At 54.9% G+C, this 15,850-nt stretch carries 18 protein-coding genes and 2 tRNA genes; 4 read left to right on the forward strand and 16 right to left on the reverse strand.

Annotated features, from left to right (window positions below):
• Positions 1-2: 2 nt before the first annotated feature.
• From nadA to ABMA60_RS11160, 16 genes are all read right to left on the reverse strand, one after another.
• The gene (gene nadA, locus ABMA60_RS11085; protein WP_392802874.1) at positions 3-1,052 is read right to left on the reverse strand and encodes a quinolinate synthase NadA; all 1,050 of its coding nucleotides are present in this window, start codon (positions 1,050-1,052) and stop codon (positions 3-5) included.
• A 150-nt stretch (positions 1,053-1,202) separates the two neighbouring features.
• A tRNA-Lys gene (locus ABMA60_RS11090) sits at positions 1,203-1,278 on the reverse strand.
• Positions 1,279-1,357: 79 nt separating this feature from the next.
• Positions 1,358-1,433, reverse strand: a tRNA-Lys gene (locus ABMA60_RS11095).
• 111 nt (positions 1,434-1,544) lie between these two features.
• Positions 1,545-2,219 (reverse strand): 7-cyano-7-deazaguanine synthase QueC, encoded by a 675-nt coding sequence (gene queC, locus ABMA60_RS11100; protein ID WP_392802877.1) that lies wholly within the window; start codon positions 2,217-2,219, stop codon positions 1,545-1,547.
• Between the two features lie 50 nt (positions 2,220-2,269).
• Entirely contained in the window at positions 2,270-3,064 is a 795-nt protein-coding gene (gene ybgF / locus ABMA60_RS11105) for a tol-pal system protein YbgF (protein ID WP_392802879.1), read from the reverse strand.
• Positions 3,065-3,070: 6 nt separating this feature from the next.
• The gene (pal, locus tag ABMA60_RS11110) at positions 3,071-3,601 is read right to left on the reverse strand and encodes a peptidoglycan-associated lipoprotein Pal (protein ID WP_392802882.1); all 531 of its coding nucleotides are present in this window, start codon (positions 3,599-3,601) and stop codon (positions 3,071-3,073) included.
• Positions 3,602-3,688: 87 nt separating this feature from the next.
• Positions 3,689-4,957, reverse strand: a complete 1,269-nt coding sequence (tolB, locus tag ABMA60_RS11115; RefSeq protein ID WP_392803120.1) for a Tol-Pal system beta propeller repeat protein TolB — start codon at positions 4,955-4,957, stop codon at positions 3,689-3,691.
• A gap of 38 nt (positions 4,958-4,995) precedes the next feature.
• Positions 4,996-5,859, reverse strand: a complete 864-nt coding sequence (tolA, locus tag ABMA60_RS11120) for a cell envelope integrity protein TolA (protein ID WP_392802884.1) — start codon at positions 5,857-5,859, stop codon at positions 4,996-4,998.
• Positions 5,849-6,280 carry a protein TolR gene (gene tolR / locus ABMA60_RS11125; RefSeq protein WP_392802887.1) on the reverse strand — a complete coding sequence of 144 codons (432 nt, stop codon included), beginning with the start codon at positions 6,278-6,280 and terminating at the stop codon, positions 5,849-5,851. The genes tolA and tolR overlap by 11 nt, the downstream gene beginning before the upstream one ends.
• A complete protein-coding gene (gene tolQ, locus ABMA60_RS11130; RefSeq protein ID WP_392802890.1) occupies positions 6,277-6,996 on the reverse strand; it encodes a protein TolQ in 720 nt (239 codons plus the stop codon). The genes tolR and tolQ overlap by 4 nt, the downstream gene beginning before the upstream one ends.
• 119 nt (positions 6,997-7,115) lie before the next feature.
• A complete protein-coding gene (ruvB, locus tag ABMA60_RS11135) occupies positions 7,116-8,123 on the reverse strand; it encodes a Holliday junction branch migration DNA helicase RuvB (protein WP_392802893.1) in 1,008 nt (335 codons plus the stop codon).
• 28 nt (positions 8,124-8,151) lie between these two features.
• Positions 8,152-8,757: a Holliday junction branch migration protein RuvA gene (gene ruvA, locus ABMA60_RS11140; RefSeq protein ID WP_392802895.1), complete on the reverse strand. Its 606-nt coding sequence runs from the start codon at positions 8,755-8,757 to the stop codon at positions 8,152-8,154.
• Positions 8,758-8,788: 31 nt separating this feature from the next.
• Entirely contained in the window at positions 8,789-9,313 is a 525-nt protein-coding gene (gene ruvC, locus ABMA60_RS11145) for a crossover junction endodeoxyribonuclease RuvC (protein ID WP_392802898.1), read from the reverse strand.
• A gap of 19 nt (positions 9,314-9,332) precedes the next feature.
• On the reverse strand, positions 9,333-10,064 hold the full coding sequence (locus ABMA60_RS11150) for a YebC/PmpR family DNA-binding transcriptional regulator (RefSeq protein WP_392802900.1): 732 nt from the start codon (positions 10,062-10,064) through the stop codon (positions 9,333-9,335).
• A 39-nt stretch (positions 10,065-10,103) separates the two neighbouring features.
• Positions 10,104-11,876, reverse strand: coding sequence for an aspartate--tRNA ligase (aspS, locus tag ABMA60_RS11155; RefSeq protein ID WP_392802902.1), 1,773 nt, complete (start codon positions 11,874-11,876; stop codon positions 10,104-10,106).
• Positions 11,877-11,986: 110 nt separating this feature from the next.
• Positions 11,987-12,262 (reverse strand): acylphosphatase, encoded by a 276-nt coding sequence (locus ABMA60_RS11160; protein ID WP_392802904.1) that lies wholly within the window; start codon positions 12,260-12,262, stop codon positions 11,987-11,989.
• Positions 12,263-12,606: 344 nt separating this feature from the next.
• Between ABMA60_RS11160 and ccoN the strand changes: the two genes are divergently transcribed.
• Genes ccoN through ccoP form a run of 4 tightly spaced genes read left to right on the forward strand, consistent with a single transcriptional unit; the run spans position 12,607 to position 15,784 of the window.
• Positions 12,607-14,043: a cytochrome-c oxidase, cbb3-type subunit I gene (gene ccoN, locus ABMA60_RS11165; RefSeq protein ID WP_392802906.1), complete on the forward strand. Its 1,437-nt coding sequence runs from the start codon at positions 12,607-12,609 to the stop codon at positions 14,041-14,043.
• Between the two features lie 15 nt (positions 14,044-14,058).
• Entirely contained in the window at positions 14,059-14,664 is a 606-nt protein-coding gene (ccoO, locus tag ABMA60_RS11170) for a cytochrome-c oxidase, cbb3-type subunit II (protein ID WP_392802910.1), read from the forward strand.
• Positions 14,665-14,673: 9 nt separating this feature from the next.
• The gene (locus ABMA60_RS11175; protein WP_392802913.1) at positions 14,674-14,859 is read left to right on the forward strand and encodes a cbb3-type cytochrome oxidase subunit 3; all 186 of its coding nucleotides are present in this window, start codon (positions 14,674-14,676) and stop codon (positions 14,857-14,859) included.
• A complete protein-coding gene (ccoP, locus tag ABMA60_RS11180) occupies positions 14,852-15,784 on the forward strand; it encodes a cytochrome-c oxidase, cbb3-type subunit III (protein WP_392802916.1) in 933 nt (310 codons plus the stop codon). Before ABMA60_RS11175 ends, ccoP begins: the two co-directional genes overlap by 8 nt.
• Positions 15,785-15,850: the final 66 nt, after the last annotated feature.

Below are 15,850 nucleotides of genomic sequence, written 5' to 3' on the forward strand. Positions count from 1 at the left end.
GCTTAAGCCGCGCGCTGGGAGGAGAAGTTCAACATACGGTCCAACGGCAGCCGAGCTCGCTCAATCAAGTCGGCACTTACCTGGATTTCTTCGGTCGGATTCAACAATACCGACTTAATACGCTGCAGATCATTCATGGCCATCCAGGGGCAATGAGCGCACGAGCGGCAGTTACCACCCTGGCCGGCCGTCGGCGCTTCAATAAAGGTTTTGTTCGGTGACCGTTGCTGCATCTTATAGAAGATGCCTCGGTCAGTAGCGACAATAAATTGCTGATTCGGCAGCTGTTCCGAGGCGTTCAAAAGCTGAGTGGTTGAGCCTACGACATCGGCTAATTCGACAACGGCTTCGGGCGATTCCGGATGCACCAGGATGGCGGCCTCAGGGTACAGGGCTTTCAGGTCGGTCAGGCCTTTGGCGCGAAATTCTTCGTGGACAATACAGGAGCCATTCCAGAGCAGCATATCCGCACCGGTTTCACGCTGAATATAGCGACCCAGGTGCTGATCCGGAGCCCAGAGTATCTTCTTACCTTGCCGATCCAGATAATCCACCACATCCAGAGCAATACTTGAGGTCACTACCCAATCGGCACGGGCTTTGACCGCTGCTGACGTATTAGCATACACCACCACCGTACGATCAGGGTGCTGATCACAAAAAGCCGCGAATTCATCAGGCGGGCAACCCAAATCCAGCGAGCAGGTAGCTTCCAGCGTCGGCATCAGTACACGCTTTTCCGGGCTCAGGATCTTGGTGGTTTCGCCCATAAAACGAACCCCAGCAACCAGCACCGTCTGGGCATCGACATCACGGCCGAAACGCGCCATCTCTAAAGAGTCACCAATAAAACCACCCGACGCTTCTGCCAGTGCCTGCACCAGCGGATCGGTGTAGTAGTGAGCAACCAACACCGCTTTTTGAGCGCGCATCAGCTCAATGATTTCTTCATTCAACGCATTCACTTCCGCAGTACTGAGACTGGTTATTCGCTCAGCGATAGGGACGTCAAAGTTGATGGTCAGATCGGACAACACAGCAGAATCGGTCATGGTTACTCAGCGGCCTCTTTACAGCCTTACATTGTACTCCGAAACAAGGCGGAGCCCTATGACCCTCATGATGGGGACGGTTGGCAGGCGGCACAATGGGGTTTTAGCAGGCATAAAAAAGGAGAGCTGGGCTCTCCTTTTTTGGGAATATGGTGGGTCGTGCAGGATTCGAACCTGCGACCAATTGGTTAAAAGCCAACTGCTCTACCAACTGAGCTAACGACCCTTGGTAGCTGGCCTGATCACCCTTTCAACCCGAATCGCTTACTGGCTACTCCGCCTCAGGACCGTGAACAGAGTAAAGGTGGTGGGTCGTGCAGGATTCGAACCTGCGACCAATTGGTTAAAAGCCAACTGCTCTACCAACTGAGCTAACGACCCAAAGGAGGCGCATATAATATGTATTTTTATCCCGGACGCAACCCCGGCATTGTCTTTTTTTGCTGCCAAGCCTTTGATCTAAAAGGGCTTTGCCAACAGTACTTTGACAGCTTAGGCCTGATACCGCGTCGGATCTGACAAACCGGCCTCTGCGAAGCCTTTTTGGCGCAACCGGCAGGAATCGCACCGACCACAGGCTTCACCCGATTCGTTGGCCTGGTAGCAACTGACGGTAAGACCATAGTCCACACCCAACTGAGTGCCGAGCGCGACTGTCTCAGCCTTACTCAGGTTAATCAGTGGGGTGTGGACTTTAATGACACGTCCTTCGACACCCATCCGGGTTGCCAGGTTGGCAAGGCGTTCATAGGCTGCAATATACTCAGGCCGGCAATCCGGATATCCGGAGTAGTCGACAGCACTGACACCGATAAAAATATTTTGAGCTTCCAACACCTCAGCCCAGCCCAGAGCGATCGATAGAAAAACAGTGTTCCGTGCTGGCACGTAGGTGACCGGAATGCCTTCAGTCTCTTCGGTTGGCACCTCAAGGCTGTGATCAGTCAAAGCCGACCCGCCCAAGCTAGCCAGATCAATTGGAATGACTTTGTGCTCCACCACGCCCATTGATTTAGCAATGCGTTTGGCCGCATCCAATTCAGCATCATGCCGTTGACCATAGTCGAAGCTCAGCGCATAGAGCTCGTATCCGTCCGCCTTGGCCTGCGCCAACACAGTCGTCGAATCGAGGCCTCCGGACAGAAGAACCACGGCTTTCTTTGTCATGGGTATATCTCGCGAGTAGTAACAAGACGACAGCCCAGAGGCTGTCGTCTTTAATTGGAGTTGAGTCGCGCCTGAGCCAATTGCGCACTTTGGCTATCAGGGTAGTCAGTTATCACGCGCTGGAACAATTGACGTGCTTGGTCGGAGTTGCCGCCCTGCTGAGCAATAATTCCCAACTTATAAAGGGAGTCAGGAACCTTGGCGTTATCCGGAAACTGGTCAATGACCGTTTGGAAGGCCGTGCGTGCTTCATCGACATTGCGGCTGGCCAGTTGAACCTCACCCAGCCAATACCATGCATTAGGGGTTAAAGAGTGTTCAGGATGGCTGTCTGCAAAAGCCTGCAACGACGATATTGCCTCAGGAAATTCTCGTGCTCTGATATGCTCTCGAGCCGCATTATATTCCGCCAGAATGTCTTCGTCGCTGACCGCATCAAAATCAGCGGACGCAGCAGGAGCGGTCTCAATAGACGCTGAAGCTGAACCCGGATTTTGCTGCAAAGACAGAATACGTTGGTCCAGATCAATGTAACGTTCGCGCTGTTCTTCGCGCATCACATCGAGCTGATAACTGAGCTCTTCAATCTTCCCTCTTTGCTCAGCAACCTGCTGCTGTAAGTCCTGAACCTGAAACATCAGGTTTTCTACAAAGGCAGCGGATGGACCGTTACTGCTGGTACGTGCGGAACTTTCCGGACCACCCAAAGTACCGAGACTCGATGTCCCCGAAGCACCGTCAGGCTGCGATTCAACAATCGCGGGTTCAGCGGAAAGCGACCCTATAAAAACAAAAGTGCTGCCCAAAAGGGCAGCACTGTAGATTAGAGCTTGTTTGTTCAGCATAGACGATTAGTAAACAATCTCTACACGACGGTTTTCGGCGTAATCTGCTTCGGTGCTACCCAAAGCAACCGGACGCTCTTCGCCATAGCTTACGGTGTCGATCTGGCTGGCAGCGGCACCTTTCAGCATCAGATAGTCAGCAACGGCTTGCGCACGACGCTCACCCAATGCCAGGTTGTATTCACGAGTACCACGTTCATCAGCATGTCCTTCCAGAACGATGCTCATGTTCGGGTTGGCAACCAGGTTCATAGCGTGTGCGTTCAGCACAGTGCGGAACTCAGTGCGGATCTCAGACTTGTCAAAATCGAAGTAGATGATGGTCTGATCCAGCAAAGCTTGGAACTCGCTGGTAACGCTTTGTTCGGCTTCAGTTGGTTCAGTATCGAGTGTCAGCTGTTCTTCTTCCTGCACAGAGCCAGTAGTACCCGTTGTGTTTGACTCGCCAGTAGACGCAGTCTCTTCAGTAGAGGCACAGCCGGCCAGGAATACCGCGAATGTAATAGCAGCAGCTTGAATCAGTTTGGATTTAGCCATTTTCCTTTATCCCATCGGTTATATGTCGTTTTATTGGTTATTTGCAGACCAATTTGCCCTTATTGGCATATTGCCCTGCAAATGACCCTAGTTCAAGTAGGGAGACCAGGCCGGTTCAATTACGTCACCGTATATCGACGGCATCTGGCTTGTGACCTGCCCATCCAGGGACACCCAGGCCAAAACCCCCTCACCCCCTCTCTTAGTCGCATAGACCAGCATGGTGCCATTTGGCGCAATACTGGGAGACTCATCCAGGTTGGTTTCTGTCAGCACTCTAATGTTACGTGATGCCAGATCCATTGCTGCAACGTGAAACCTGCCCTCTGTTTGGTGAATAAAGACCAGGTATTGCCCGTCGCTGCTGTATTGGGCTTTCAGGTTTTGACTGCCTTCAAAGGTTAAGCGCTCAATACGCTTAGTGGCAAGGTCCATTTGATAAATTTGTGGTCTACCTCCTCTTTCCGAGGTATAGATCAAAGATTGAGAATCAGGCGAGAAACTCGGTTCAGTATCAATATAACTATTGCGCGTTAAACGAGTACTTCGCCCCGTGGAAAAATCATACAGATATAGTTCTGGATTACCCTCCGTACTGGATACATAAGCCAAATATCGACCATCAGGAGAAAATGCCGGCGAGCTGGTATAACCCCGTCGACCCGACAAGGTATCCGACTGACCGGAAGCCAACTCCTGTACAAAAACTTTCCAACGATCACCGACCTTATTTGCAAAGGCAATACGTCGGCCATCACCCGACCAGGATGGCGAAATAATCGGTTCATCGGACTGATAAACAGTGCGGGCGCGTTGACCATCGGCATCCGCCACCTGCAAGCGATACTCAAAATTACCGACACTGGTTGGCTGGCGCGTCACAAAAGCGATCTTGGTGGAAAAGATGCCTTTAATGCCGGTAATACGCTCATGAATCAGATCGGAAATGGAATGCGCCAGATCCCTCAACTGAGAAACCGCGACCGTCTGACTGCCGCCGACCACTCGTCGGCCCTGGACAATATCGAACAGCGAAAAGTTGACCCGAATACGCCCTCCGGCCACCGGCTCCATTCGACCAATCACCAAGTATTCCTGCTCCAGCAAACGCCAGTCGCGATAAAAAACACCCTCCTGGGATGTTGGTTGACTGAGCATTTCACTCGCCGGCAACAAGTCAAACCGACCGGTGCGGCTCAGATTCGCACGAATAACCGCATCGACCTGTTCCGGCAAAGCTTCCGATCCACCCCAGAAAAACGGCACAACAGAGACTTTGGTGCGCGCGTCGTAACCGCGGGTAACCACAATTTCCAGGTCTTCAGCTTGGGCCAGTGTTCCAGCCACTAGCGACATAAAAGCGATAGCCAGAATGGCCAGACGTCGTTGAACTCTCACTGCATCAGGTCCTCTGGTTTGAAACGGAAGCGAAAGCTTCGAAAGTTACGATTAAAAATATTGATATCATCCGGCACCTGATAGCGACGTACACGCTGCACCGCCCTGATAGCAGATTGGTCCAGTGCAGCAATACCACTGCTGGATACGATTTCGGCGGACAACAATTCGCCGGTCGGTAACAACGATACCTGTACGACGGTTTCCCGACCGGTCAAATCCATAATCTGCAGTTCCATTGGTCTCGACCAAGCGCGACTGATCTGTTGATAAATACGGTCGGTATAGGTCGAGGTCACCTGTGCATCACGTTCACGTTGTGCCTGAGCTGCAGCCAGCTCTTCCTGCTGACGCTCCAGCTGTGAGTCTTCACTGTCCAAACCCGCCAATAAATCATCAAACAGATCTTCACTATTCGTCGGAGCTGGCTGGCTTTCCGCTGGCGCAGTATTGCTGCTGGCCGGCGGCACCCGCTCAGGTTCCGGCTGCGCCTTAGCTTGCTCTGGCCTTGGCTGCGGCGCTGGTTGCGGTGCTGGTTCAGGTTGTGGCTCTGGTTTTGGAGCCGGCGGCGTCGGTTGTGGTTCAGGCTGAGGCCGGGGCTCTGGTTCCGGTTTGGGTTGTGGTGCTGGTTCCGGAGCCGGCTGCGCTGCTGGCGGTTGTTCTCGAACCGGCTGTGGCTGTGGCTCCATCATCAGGTTGGCGGTCAAGGTCGGCGGCAGTTCGAACCGGTCCGGCGACGGGTGAGTCACGCTAAAGCCAACCAAAAACAGCGCCGCCAACAATGCATGCAAGCCAACAGCTTGCACAGCCGGCAACGCCAAATGGCGACGACTTAAATTTAAGCGCCACTCACTCTTCATCCGGCGCCTCGGTGATCAGACCCACAGACTCAATACCGGCAGTCTGTAGGTTCGCCATGACCTGCATAACACGACCATAGGAGATACTGCTGTCGCCGCGAATATAAACCTGCAAACTTGGCTGCTGACCCAGAACGCGAGCGACATACTGCCCTACACCATTCGGTTCAACGGCCTCGGGCTCTTCTTCACCGCGCTCGACATACACCTGGCCGCCGGCATCAACAGCGACAATTAAATATTCCTGGTTTTCATCACGCTCAAGCGGACCGGACTCAACCTGCGGCACCTCAACCTCGACGCCTTGCATCATCATTGGCGCGGTCACCATAAAGATGATCAGCAAGACCAGCATGACGTCGATATAAGGCACCACGTTGATCTCGGACATCGGCTTGCGCCGTTTGCGCACCAGGCTCATTCAGCCACTTCCTGCTTGCGACCCTGGCCCGCCAGCAAATGTGCCTGACGGTGCAAAATGGCGGCAAACTCTTCAGCAAAGGTTTCGTAGTTGGCAACCAGTTTATCGGAGCGTGCCGAAAAACGGTTGTAGGCGATCACCGCTGGGATAGCCGCAAAAAGGCCCATCGCCGTAGCAATCAATGCTTCAGAAATACCTGGAGCTACCGTCGACAGCGTCACCTGGGTGACTGATGCCAGGCCACGGAATGAATTCATAATGCCCCAGACGGTACCGAACAAACCGACGTACGGACTGGTCGAACCGACCGTCGCCAAAAACGGCAGATGCTGGTCGAGCTTTTCCATTTCCTTGCTGACCGCAACCCGCATGGCGCGCTGACAGCCGGCCATGATGGCATCGGCGTCGGTCACTTGCTGCTGGCGCAGGCGGCTGAATTCTTTGAAACCGGCGCGAAAGATATGCTCGCCGCCGTTATCGGGATCCGGGTTGGCGTTGATCTGACGATACAACTGAGACAGGTCCATGCCGGACCAGAAACGTTCTTCAAAACTGGCAAATCGATGATAGGCGGTCGTCAGCACCTTACGGCGCTCGAAGATAAACACCCAGGTTGCAACCGAAGCGGCTAACAACGTCAGCATGACAAACTGCACCAACAGTGTCGCTTCGCTGACCAATTCCCATATTGATATTTGACTGCCCACTACCGTCATCCTCAGAGACTTTCAGCGGGCCAGACTAAAGAAGTTTTTTGGCAAATACTAGACGGCGCTATTGCGCTAAAGACGGTTTTCACTCCCTTTGCACAGGGCCGCGAGCAACGCCGGAAAGGTTATTTGGATTGGGGTAAATCGAAGTGCTGGTAAGCCAGATCGGTCACCATTCGACCGCGCGGCGTGCGGGTCAAAAATCCTTGCTGTATCAGATAGGGTTCGACCACATCCTCGAGCGTATCGCGCTCCTCACTCAAGGCAGCGGCCAGACTTTCCACACCCACCGGACCGCCACCGAACTTCTCGATCAGCGTCATCAGCATACGACGATCAAGATGATCGAATCCGGCTTTGTCGACATTGAGCAAATTCAGGGCGTCATCGGCAATAACCTGATTGACACTGCCTTCGTGCTTAACTTCGGCATAATCACGCACCCGTCGCAACAGGCGATTGGCAATCCGGGGCGTACCACGGGAACGATGCGCCACTTCGCCGGCACCTTCGCGATCAATTTCCACACCGAGCTTATTGGCAGAACGCAGCACGATCTCAGTCAGTTCAGCGACCGAATAAAACTCCAGTCGCTCGACAATACCGAAACGATCCCGCAAGGGCGACGTCAGCAAACCGGCACGAGTGGTCGCGCCAACTAGAGTGAAAGGCGGCAAATCGAGTTTAATGGATCGCGCCGCCGGGCCTTCGCCGATCATGATATCCAGTTGATAATCTTCCATCGCCGGGTAGAGCACTTCTTCAACCTGGGGCGACAGCCGATGAATCTCGTCGATAAAGAGCACATCACCGGATTCCAGATTAGTCAGCATGGCCGCCAGGTCACCGGCTTTTTCCAGCACCGGACCGGAGGTGGTTTTGATGTTGACGCCCATCTCATTGGCAATGATGTTGGCCAGCGTCGTTTTACCCAGGCCAGGCGGTCCGAATACCAAGGTATGATCGAGCGGCTCTTCACGCTTGCGGGCGGCGCTGATAAAGATTTCCATCTTTTCGCGCACCACCGCCTGACCAATATATTCAGCCAGAGACAGCGGCCGGATAGCCCGATCAAACTGTTCCTCACGGACGTTTTGCGGCTCAGGCGCGATAAAGCGGTCGGTTTCGATCATCGGTCAGTTGGTTCAGCCAGAAAGTGGTTTACATCATCTGCTTGAGCGCAGCGCGGATCAAGGTTTCGGAATCCATACCCGCCTGCGCGACCTGCGCAATGGCGCGTGTTGCCTGCTGAGGCTTGTAACCCAGAGCGATCAAAGCGCTTTCGGCATCTTCTTCGGCGCTTGCCGGGCGCGGCATAGCTTCCGGCACGGTCGGCATGGCCAATAGGCGCTCTGCGCCACCGAGGTCAGCAATACGGTCGTGCATTTCGACAATCAACCGCTCGGCGGTTTTCTTGCCCACACCCGGAACCTTCACCAGCATGGTCGCATCCTTTTGTTGGACAGAGCGGATAAAGTGATCCGGTTCCATACCACTGAGAATAGCCAAAGCCAGCTTCGGACCAACACCACTGGTTTTAATCAGTGCACGGAACAGACTGCGTTCTTCACGGGTTCCGAAACCAAAGAGCACATGCGCATCTTCACGAATAGCCAGATGGGTATGCAGGACCACGGTTTCGCCAACAGCCGGCAATTTGAAGGCTGTCGACAGCGGTGCCTGGACGTCGTAGCCCACACCCCCGACATCGACCAGCAAATCCGGTGCCCGATTTTCCAGCAAAGTGCCCTGTAAACGGCCAATCATGAGGTGCTTCCTTTATAGAGTCGTTGGACGGCTAATCCAGCCAGCGTCCACGTCGTGAGTGGCGACTACCGGCTACCCGGACCAAACCCGCACTGGTATGGGCATGACAGAGGGCGATGGCCAAGGCATCGGCGGCGTCTTCCTGCGGCAGGCCAGGCAACTTCAGCATGCGTTGCACCATATGCTGAACCTGGACCTTATCGGCGCCGCCATTACCAACGACGGCTTGTTTAACCTTACGAGCGGCGTATTCGCTGACCGCCAGACCGGATTGCGTCGCGGCGAGAATCGCCACGCCGCGCGCCTGACCCAGTTTTAACGCCGAGGCAGCACTGCGCCCCATAAAGACTTGCTCAATGGCGGCTTCCGCCGGTGAATACTGCTCGATCACCTCGCGCAGAAAGCGAAACAAATTGTCGAGTCGCTCAGCGAAGGTATCGAAGGATTCCAGGCGAATCACGCCAGAGGTGACATAGTCCTGACGGCTGCCCACAACATTGATAATGCCAAAGCCGGTTTTACGCGAACCGGGGTCGATACCCAGTATCAATGCCATGGGCGCACCGCCACCATCACTAGGCTTCCGCTTCCTCGGGGAAGGCCGCGTTGGTGTAGACGTTTTGCACGTCGTCAAGATCTTCAAGCATATCGATCAGCCGCTGTACTTTCTCGGCGGTTTCAACGTCCAGTTCAGTCTCGGTGGAGGGAATCATGGTGACTTCGCCTTCCACTTCATAACCAGCTTCGACCAGTGCGTTTTTAACGTCGAGAAAATCTTCCGGGCTGGTGCGGATTTCGAAGCTGCCGTCATCGTTGCTGATCACATCTTCAGCGCCGGCTTCCAGCGCCGCTTCCATGATGGCGTCTTCTTCTCCGCTTTCGATAAACAGCTGGCCAGCATTGCTGAACAAATAAGCAACAGAACCGTCGGTGCCCAGATTACCGCCACACTTGGTGAACGCATGACGCACTTCCGAGACGGTGCGGTTGCGGTTGTCCGACAGGCACTTCACGTACACCGCCACACCGCTGGCGCCATAACCTTCGTAAGTCATGGCTTCGAAGTCGTCACCCTCGGCATTACCCGCGCCTCGGGCGATGGCTTTTTCGATGGTGTCTTTTTTCATGTTGGCGGTCAGAGCTTTGTCCATGACCGAACGCAACGTCGGGTTATCTTCCGGGCTGGGACCGCCGTTTTTCGCAGCGACCACCAATTCACGGATGATCTTGGTAAAGACCTTGCCCCGCTTAGCGTCCTGAGCCGCCTTGCGGTGCTTGATGTTGGCCCACTTACTATGACCTGCCATAGCTTTATTACCTCGTGCTCTTTCCTTGGGTGGCGCGAATCAGGATTCGGCCACCGGCTTGCGAATGCGAAGATTCAGATCGCGCAACTGTTCCTGGCTGACTTCACCCGGTGCTTGGGTCAACAGGCAAGCAGCGGTCTGGGTTTTCGGGAAGGCGATGACTTCACGGATGGATTCTGCGCCGGTCATCAGCATGACCAGACGGTCCAGACCAAAAGCCAGACCACCGTGCGGCGGTGCACCATAGCGCAGCGCCGACAGCAGGAAGCCGAACTTCTCTTCCTGCTCTTCCTCGCTGATGCCGAGCACTTCAAACACCGCGTGCTGCATGGCTTCGTCGTGAATACGGATGGAACCACCACCGAGTTCAACGCCGTTCAATACCATGTCGTAAGCGCGTGACAAGGCGGTTTCCGGGTTGGCTTTCAATTCTTCCGGACTGCACGACGGCGCCGTGAACGGATGGTGCAGCGCAGCCAGGCGACCTTCACCGGTTTCTTCAAACATCGGGAAGTCGACGACCCAGAGCGGCGCCCAATCCTGGGTATAGAGATTCATGTCTTCGCCGATCTTGCAGCGCAAGGCGCCCAGAGCATCGTTAACGATGGTGGCTTTATCGGCGCCAAAGAAGATCAGGTCGCCATCGTTGGCGTCCAGACGCTCGATCAACTGAGCCAGCACAGCTTCGGGAATAAACTTAACGATCGGCGATTGCAGACCATCCGGCAGATTGCTCTTGTCGTTGACCTTGATATAAGCCAGACCTTTGGCGCCGTAGATGCCAACAAACTTGGTGTAGTCATCAATCTGCTTACGGGTCAGCTCACTGCCACCCGGTACTTTCAGAGCAGCCACACGACCTTTGGGATCGGTCGCAGGTCCGGAGAAGACTTTGAAATCGACCTCGGTCATCAGATCGCTGACGGTGGTCAACTCCAGCGGGATACGCAGATCGGGTTTATCGCTGCCGTATTTTTCCATGGCTTCGGAATACGGCATGCGCGGAAATTCACCGAAATCGACGTCCAGCACATCCTTAAACAGGTTGCTGATCATGGTTTCGGTCAGCGCCATAATGCCGGCTTCATCGGTGAAGGAGGTTTCGATGTCGATCTGGGTGAATTCCGGCTGGCGATCGGCGCGCAGGTCTTCGTCACGGAAACACTTGGCGATCTGATAGTAACGATCAAAACCCGACACCATCAGCAATTGCTTAAACAGCTGCGGTGACTGCGGCAGTGCAAAGAACTCACCCGGATGCGTCCGGCTGGGCACTAAATAATCACGCGCACCTTCGGGCGTGGCGCGAGTCAGAATAGGGGTTTCGATATCCAGAAAACCCTGGTCTTCCAGATGACGGCGGATGCTGGAGGTAATGCGCGAACGCAACACCAGCTTCTGCTGCATTTCCGGACGACGCAGGTCCATAAAGCGGTAGCGCAGACGCACGTCTTCACCGACATCGGAATATTCATCCAGCGGGAAGGGAGGCGTTTTGGCTGAGTTCAGGACGGTAATTTCCTTGCCCAGCAATTCAATTTCACCGGTCGCCATATTCGGATTGACGGTGCCTTCAGGGCGGGCACGCACCCGGCCAGTCACTTCAATGACGTATTCCGAGCGAACCCGGTCGGCAATATTGAAGCTTTCCGGTGCATCGGGGTCGAAGACCACCTGGGTGATGCCGGCGCGGTCACGCACATCGAGGAAGATCACGCCGCCGTGGTCGCGGCGACGGTGAACCCAGCCGCTGATGGTCACGGTTTCGTCAATCAGGGAAGCGTTGAGTTCCCCGCAGTAATGGCTTCGCATAGGAGTTCCTGAATCTGGTGCTTAGGGAGTTCGCAAAGGGCCGGCATTATACCTAGGTGTCGGTCGTTTAACTACCGGTGATCTGTGGCAAAACGGTAGGCCAAGGCGGTTTAGCCGGTGACGAAGTCGACCGGCAGCTTGCTTTCATCGAGTTGGATGCGTTCGACATCGACACCGGCAACCTGAGCAAAGCGCGACCCCTGGTGCAAGGCGTCAACCATATCGGACAGCGCCTGTTCGGTACCACAGAGCATCACTTCAACACGACCATCCGGCAGGTTGATGGCATGGCCCGTCACTCCCAACTCACGAGCACGGCGCCGACAGAACAGGCGGTAACCGACACCCTGCACTTTGCCGTAAACCCAGGCCTTCATGCACTGCATTGCAAACCTCTCTGTCCGACTTTAATAAGCACGCCAGTTTAACGGCGCCCATCATTCATTCAAAGATATCTCAGCCAGACATTAATTGATAACAATTCTCATTATAATTATTGCGATATTCACCCACCGAACAATCTTAAAAAAACGCATCGTTTTACTATTGCTTCGAACAATCGGCAGAGTCGAAAAACCTTTGCTAGGCTCTGTTCCAAAGCGGGTAATGGCGGCACATCTGCAATGCTATTACCTTGGAAATTGACCTGGGTCATTTGCAAAACCCCAAGCGGCTGAGCATACTTGCGCCGCTTTTTGTATCTAACCCTTTGCCCCTCGGAAGCTGATCCATGAGCCATGCTAGCCCCGCTACTGAGGTGAATGAAACGTACAACTATACGGTTGTTCGTCAGTTCGCCATCATGACTGTCGTATGGGGAATTATCGGCATGCTGGTTGGTGTTATTATTGCCGCCCAGTTAGCCTTCCCTGAATTGAATTTCGGTCCTTACTTTCACTTTGGTCGTTTGCGTCCACTGCACACCAATGCGGTCATTTTTGCCTTTGGTGGCTGTGCGCTTTTTGCAACGTCCTATTATGTCGTCCAGCGAACCACTCAGGCCCGGTTGGCCTTTGAGGGGCTCGCCAAGTTTACCTTTTGGGGATGGCAGGCGGTCATCGTCGCGGCCGTCATCACCCTGCCAATGGGTTTAACGTCGTCCAAGGAATACGCCGAACTGGAATGGCCGATCGATATCCTGATCGCCGCCGTCTGGCTGTCTTACCTGGCGGTCTTCGTCGGTACCATTCACCGCCGCCGTACCTCGCACATCTATGTGGGTAACTGGTTTTATCTGGCCTTCATCATCACCGTGGCGGTGCTGCATGTGGTCAACAACATCGCCATCCCGGTCACTCTGTTCAAAGCTTACTCTGTCTATCCGGGTACCATGGATGCCATGGTGCAGTGGTGGTACGGCCACAACGCTGTTGGTTTCTTCCTGACTGCCGGCTTCCTCGGCATGATGTACTACTACGTACCCAAACAGGCTGAGCGCCCGGTTTATTCCTACCGGCTGTCGATCGTGCACTTCTGGGCGCTGATCGCTATCTATATGTGGGCAGGTGGTCACCACCTGCACTATTCTGCCCTGCCCGACTGGGCTCAGAACCTGGGTATGGTGATGTCCGTTATTCTGCTGGTTCCTTCCTGGGGCGGCATGATCAACGGCATGATGACCATGAGCGGTGCCTGGCACAAACTGCGTACCGACCCGATTCTGCGCTTTTTGGTGGTGTCACTGTCGTTCTACGGCATGGCCACGTTTGAAGGCCCGATGATGGCCATCAAGACGGTCAATGCTCTGTCACACAACACCGACTGGACCATCGGTCACGTTCACTCCGGCGCACTCGGCTGGGTGGCGATGATTTCCATCGGTGCTATCTATCACACCATTCCGCGTCTCTTTGGTCAGACTCAGATGTACAGCATCGCGCTGATCAATGTGCACTTCTGGTTGGCGACCATCGGTACCGTTCTGTACATCGCGGCCATGTGGGTTAACGGCATTGCCCAGGGTCTGATGTGGCGTGCAGTCAATACCGACGGTTCCTTGATGTACAGCTTCGTCCAGGGTGTCGAGGTGAGTTGGCCCGGTTATGTGGTGCGCTTGATCGGAGGCATTGTCTTCCTGTCCGGCATGCTGCTGATGGCCTATAACGTCTGGCGCACTGTGCGCAATGATCAGGCGACTCAGGCTGAACCCGCGCCCCAGGCCGCTTGATAGGTAGGACATAAGATGCAACACGAAAAGGTTGAAAAGAACGTTGGCTTGATGGCCTTTCTGGTCGTCATCGCCATCAGCTTTGGCGGTCTGGTCGAAATCGTGCCGCTCTTCTTCATCAACGACACCACCGAACCGGTCGAAGGTCTGGAACCTTACACCGCGGTTCAGCTGGAAGGTCGCGATATCTACATTCGCGAAGGCTGCCATGTCTGCCACACCCAGATGGTACGCCCGCTGCGCGCTGAAGTTGAGCGCTACGGTCCTTACTCCCAGGCTGGCGAGATGGTTTACGAGCATCCCTTCCTGTGGGGTTCCAAGCGCACCGGCCCGGACCTTGCCCGTGTCGGCGAACGTTACAGCGATGAGTGGCATAAAGCGCACCTTTACAATCCGCGCTCTGTTGTTCCCGAGTCCAACATGCCGGCTTTCCCCTGGCTGTTCGAACGCACTCTGGATGGTGAACATACGGCGGCCAAGATGCGCGCCCTGCGTACCGTTGGTGTGCCTTACACCGACGAACAGATCGCTGGTGCTCAGGAAGCCGTAGCTGGAACCACCGAAATCGACGCCCTGGTCGCTTATCTGCAGCACCTCGGTACCGTCGTAACCGGTCGCTAGGGGACTGTCATGGATATCAATACTTGGCGCGGACTGGCCACCGTATTCACCATGATCGCTTTCTTTGGCGTGGTGTTCTGGGCCTACTCCAGTAAGCGCAAAGCACGTTTTGACGATGCGGCCAACCTGCCGTTCGCCGAACGCGACGAACAGATGGACGCCGCCTCGGACAAGAAGAGGAATGACGATGAGTAGCTTTTGGAGTTTCTACATTATTGCAATCACCACCGTCTTTCTGGTGGGCATCGTCGCGCTGCTTTATTTTACTCGACGGATGCCCGATCCGGGCGGTGAAGGCGCTCAGACCACGGGTCACCAGTTTGATGGCATTGAGGAATACAACAATCCTCTGCCCAAGTGGTGGCTGAACCTGTTCTGGCTGACCATCATCTTTGCGGTGTGCTATCTCATCGCTATGCCGGTGGGTAACTGGAAAGGCGTACTGGGCTGGACCTCTGTGGGTGAATTGACCGCCGATCAGGTTGCCCATGAGCGCCGCTATGGCGAAATCTACCAGCGTCTGGCCTCGGTTCCGGTCGAAAAATTGCACGACTACCCTCAAGCCATGCGCGTCGGTCAGCGTCTGTTCGAAGACAACTGCGCCCTGTGCCACGGCCAGGCTGGCACCGGCAGCTACGGTTTTCCTAACCTGACCGATGACGATTGGCTCTACGGCGGCGAGGGTGACACCATCAAGACCACCATTATGGCTGGTCGCAGTGGTCAGATGCCGGCCTGGGGTGATGCCCTTGGCGCCAGCGGTGTGCGTGCAGTGACTGAGTACGTCATGCAGCTGTCTGGTCAGGACGAGGTCAACACCAACCTGGCCACTCAGGGGCAAGCCCTGTTCAATGCCAGCTGTGTTGCCTGCCATGGCCAGGACGGTCGCGGCAGCATTGCCGCTGGCCAGCCCAACATTGGTGCTCCCAACCTGACCGACGATATCTGGTTGTACCGAATTCCAGGTGAAAGTCTGCGCGATTCCGTTCAGTACACCTTGGAACATGGTCGCTCTGGACGGATGCCGGATTGGGCCAACGTGCTCGGCGAAGAGCGCGTGCATATCGTTGCTGGCTACGTCTACAGCCTTAGCCAAGAGCAAGAGCTGGAGCAGCAATAACTAACCAACGGGGTGCGTGCCCACGCACCCCGGACTGGCTTGGAAAGGTCGGGCGTGCCCGCCCTT

It is taken from the genome of Saccharospirillum sp. HFRX-2 (genome assembly GCF_043196805.1).
Lineage (GTDB): Bacteria > Pseudomonadota > Gammaproteobacteria > Pseudomonadales > Natronospirillaceae > Saccharospirillum.

Bases quoted from the DNA above. Each gene is read 5' to 3' on its own strand.
- nadA (WP_392802874.1), bottom strand. From the start codon at position 1,052: ATGACCGATTCTGCTGTGTTGTCCGATCTGACCATCAACTTTGACGTC.
- queC (WP_392802877.1), bottom strand. From the start codon at position 2,219: ATGACAAAGAAAGCCGTGGTTCTTCTGTCCGGAGGCCTCGATTCGACG.
- ybgF (WP_392802879.1), bottom strand. From the start codon at position 3,064: ATGCTGAACAAACAAGCTCTAATCTACAGTGCTGCCCTTTTGGGCAGC.
- pal (WP_392802882.1), bottom strand. From the start codon at position 3,601: ATGGCTAAATCCAAACTGATTCAAGCTGCTGCTATTACATTCGCGGTA.
- tolB (WP_392803120.1), bottom strand. From the start codon at position 4,957: ATGTCGCTAGTGGCTGGAACACTGGCCCAAGCTGAAGACCTGGAAATT.
- tolA (WP_392802884.1), bottom strand. From the start codon at position 5,859: ATGAAGAGTGAGTGGCGCTTAAATTTAAGTCGTCGCCATTTGGCGTTG.
- tolR (WP_392802887.1), bottom strand. From the start codon at position 6,280: ATGAGCCTGGTGCGCAAACGGCGCAAGCCGATGTCCGAGATCAACGTG.
- tolQ (WP_392802890.1), bottom strand. From the start codon at position 6,996: ATGACGGTAGTGGGCAGTCAAATATCAATATGGGAATTGGTCAGCGAA.
- ruvB (WP_392802893.1), bottom strand. From the start codon at position 8,123: ATGATCGAAACCGACCGCTTTATCGCGCCTGAGCCGCAAAACGTCCGT.
- ruvA (WP_392802895.1), bottom strand. From the start codon at position 8,757: ATGATTGGCCGTTTACAGGGCACTTTGCTGGAAAATCGGGCACCGGAT.
- ruvC (WP_392802898.1), bottom strand. From the start codon at position 9,313: ATGGCATTGATACTGGGTATCGACCCCGGTTCGCGTAAAACCGGCTTT.
- ABMA60_RS11150 (WP_392802900.1), bottom strand. From the start codon at position 10,064: ATGGCAGGTCATAGTAAGTGGGCCAACATCAAGCACCGCAAGGCGGCT.
- aspS (WP_392802902.1), bottom strand. From the start codon at position 11,876: ATGCGAAGCCATTACTGCGGGGAACTCAACGCTTCCCTGATTGACGAA.
- ABMA60_RS11160 (WP_392802904.1), bottom strand. From the start codon at position 12,262: ATGCAGTGCATGAAGGCCTGGGTTTACGGCAAAGTGCAGGGTGTCGGT.
- ccoN (WP_392802906.1), top strand. From the start codon at position 12,607: ATGAGCCATGCTAGCCCCGCTACTGAGGTGAATGAAACGTACAACTAT.
- ccoO (WP_392802910.1), top strand. From the start codon at position 14,059: ATGCAACACGAAAAGGTTGAAAAGAACGTTGGCTTGATGGCCTTTCTG.
- ABMA60_RS11175 (WP_392802913.1), top strand. From the start codon at position 14,674: ATGGATATCAATACTTGGCGCGGACTGGCCACCGTATTCACCATGATC.
- ccoP (WP_392802916.1), top strand. From the start codon at position 14,852: ATGAGTAGCTTTTGGAGTTTCTACATTATTGCAATCACCACCGTCTTT.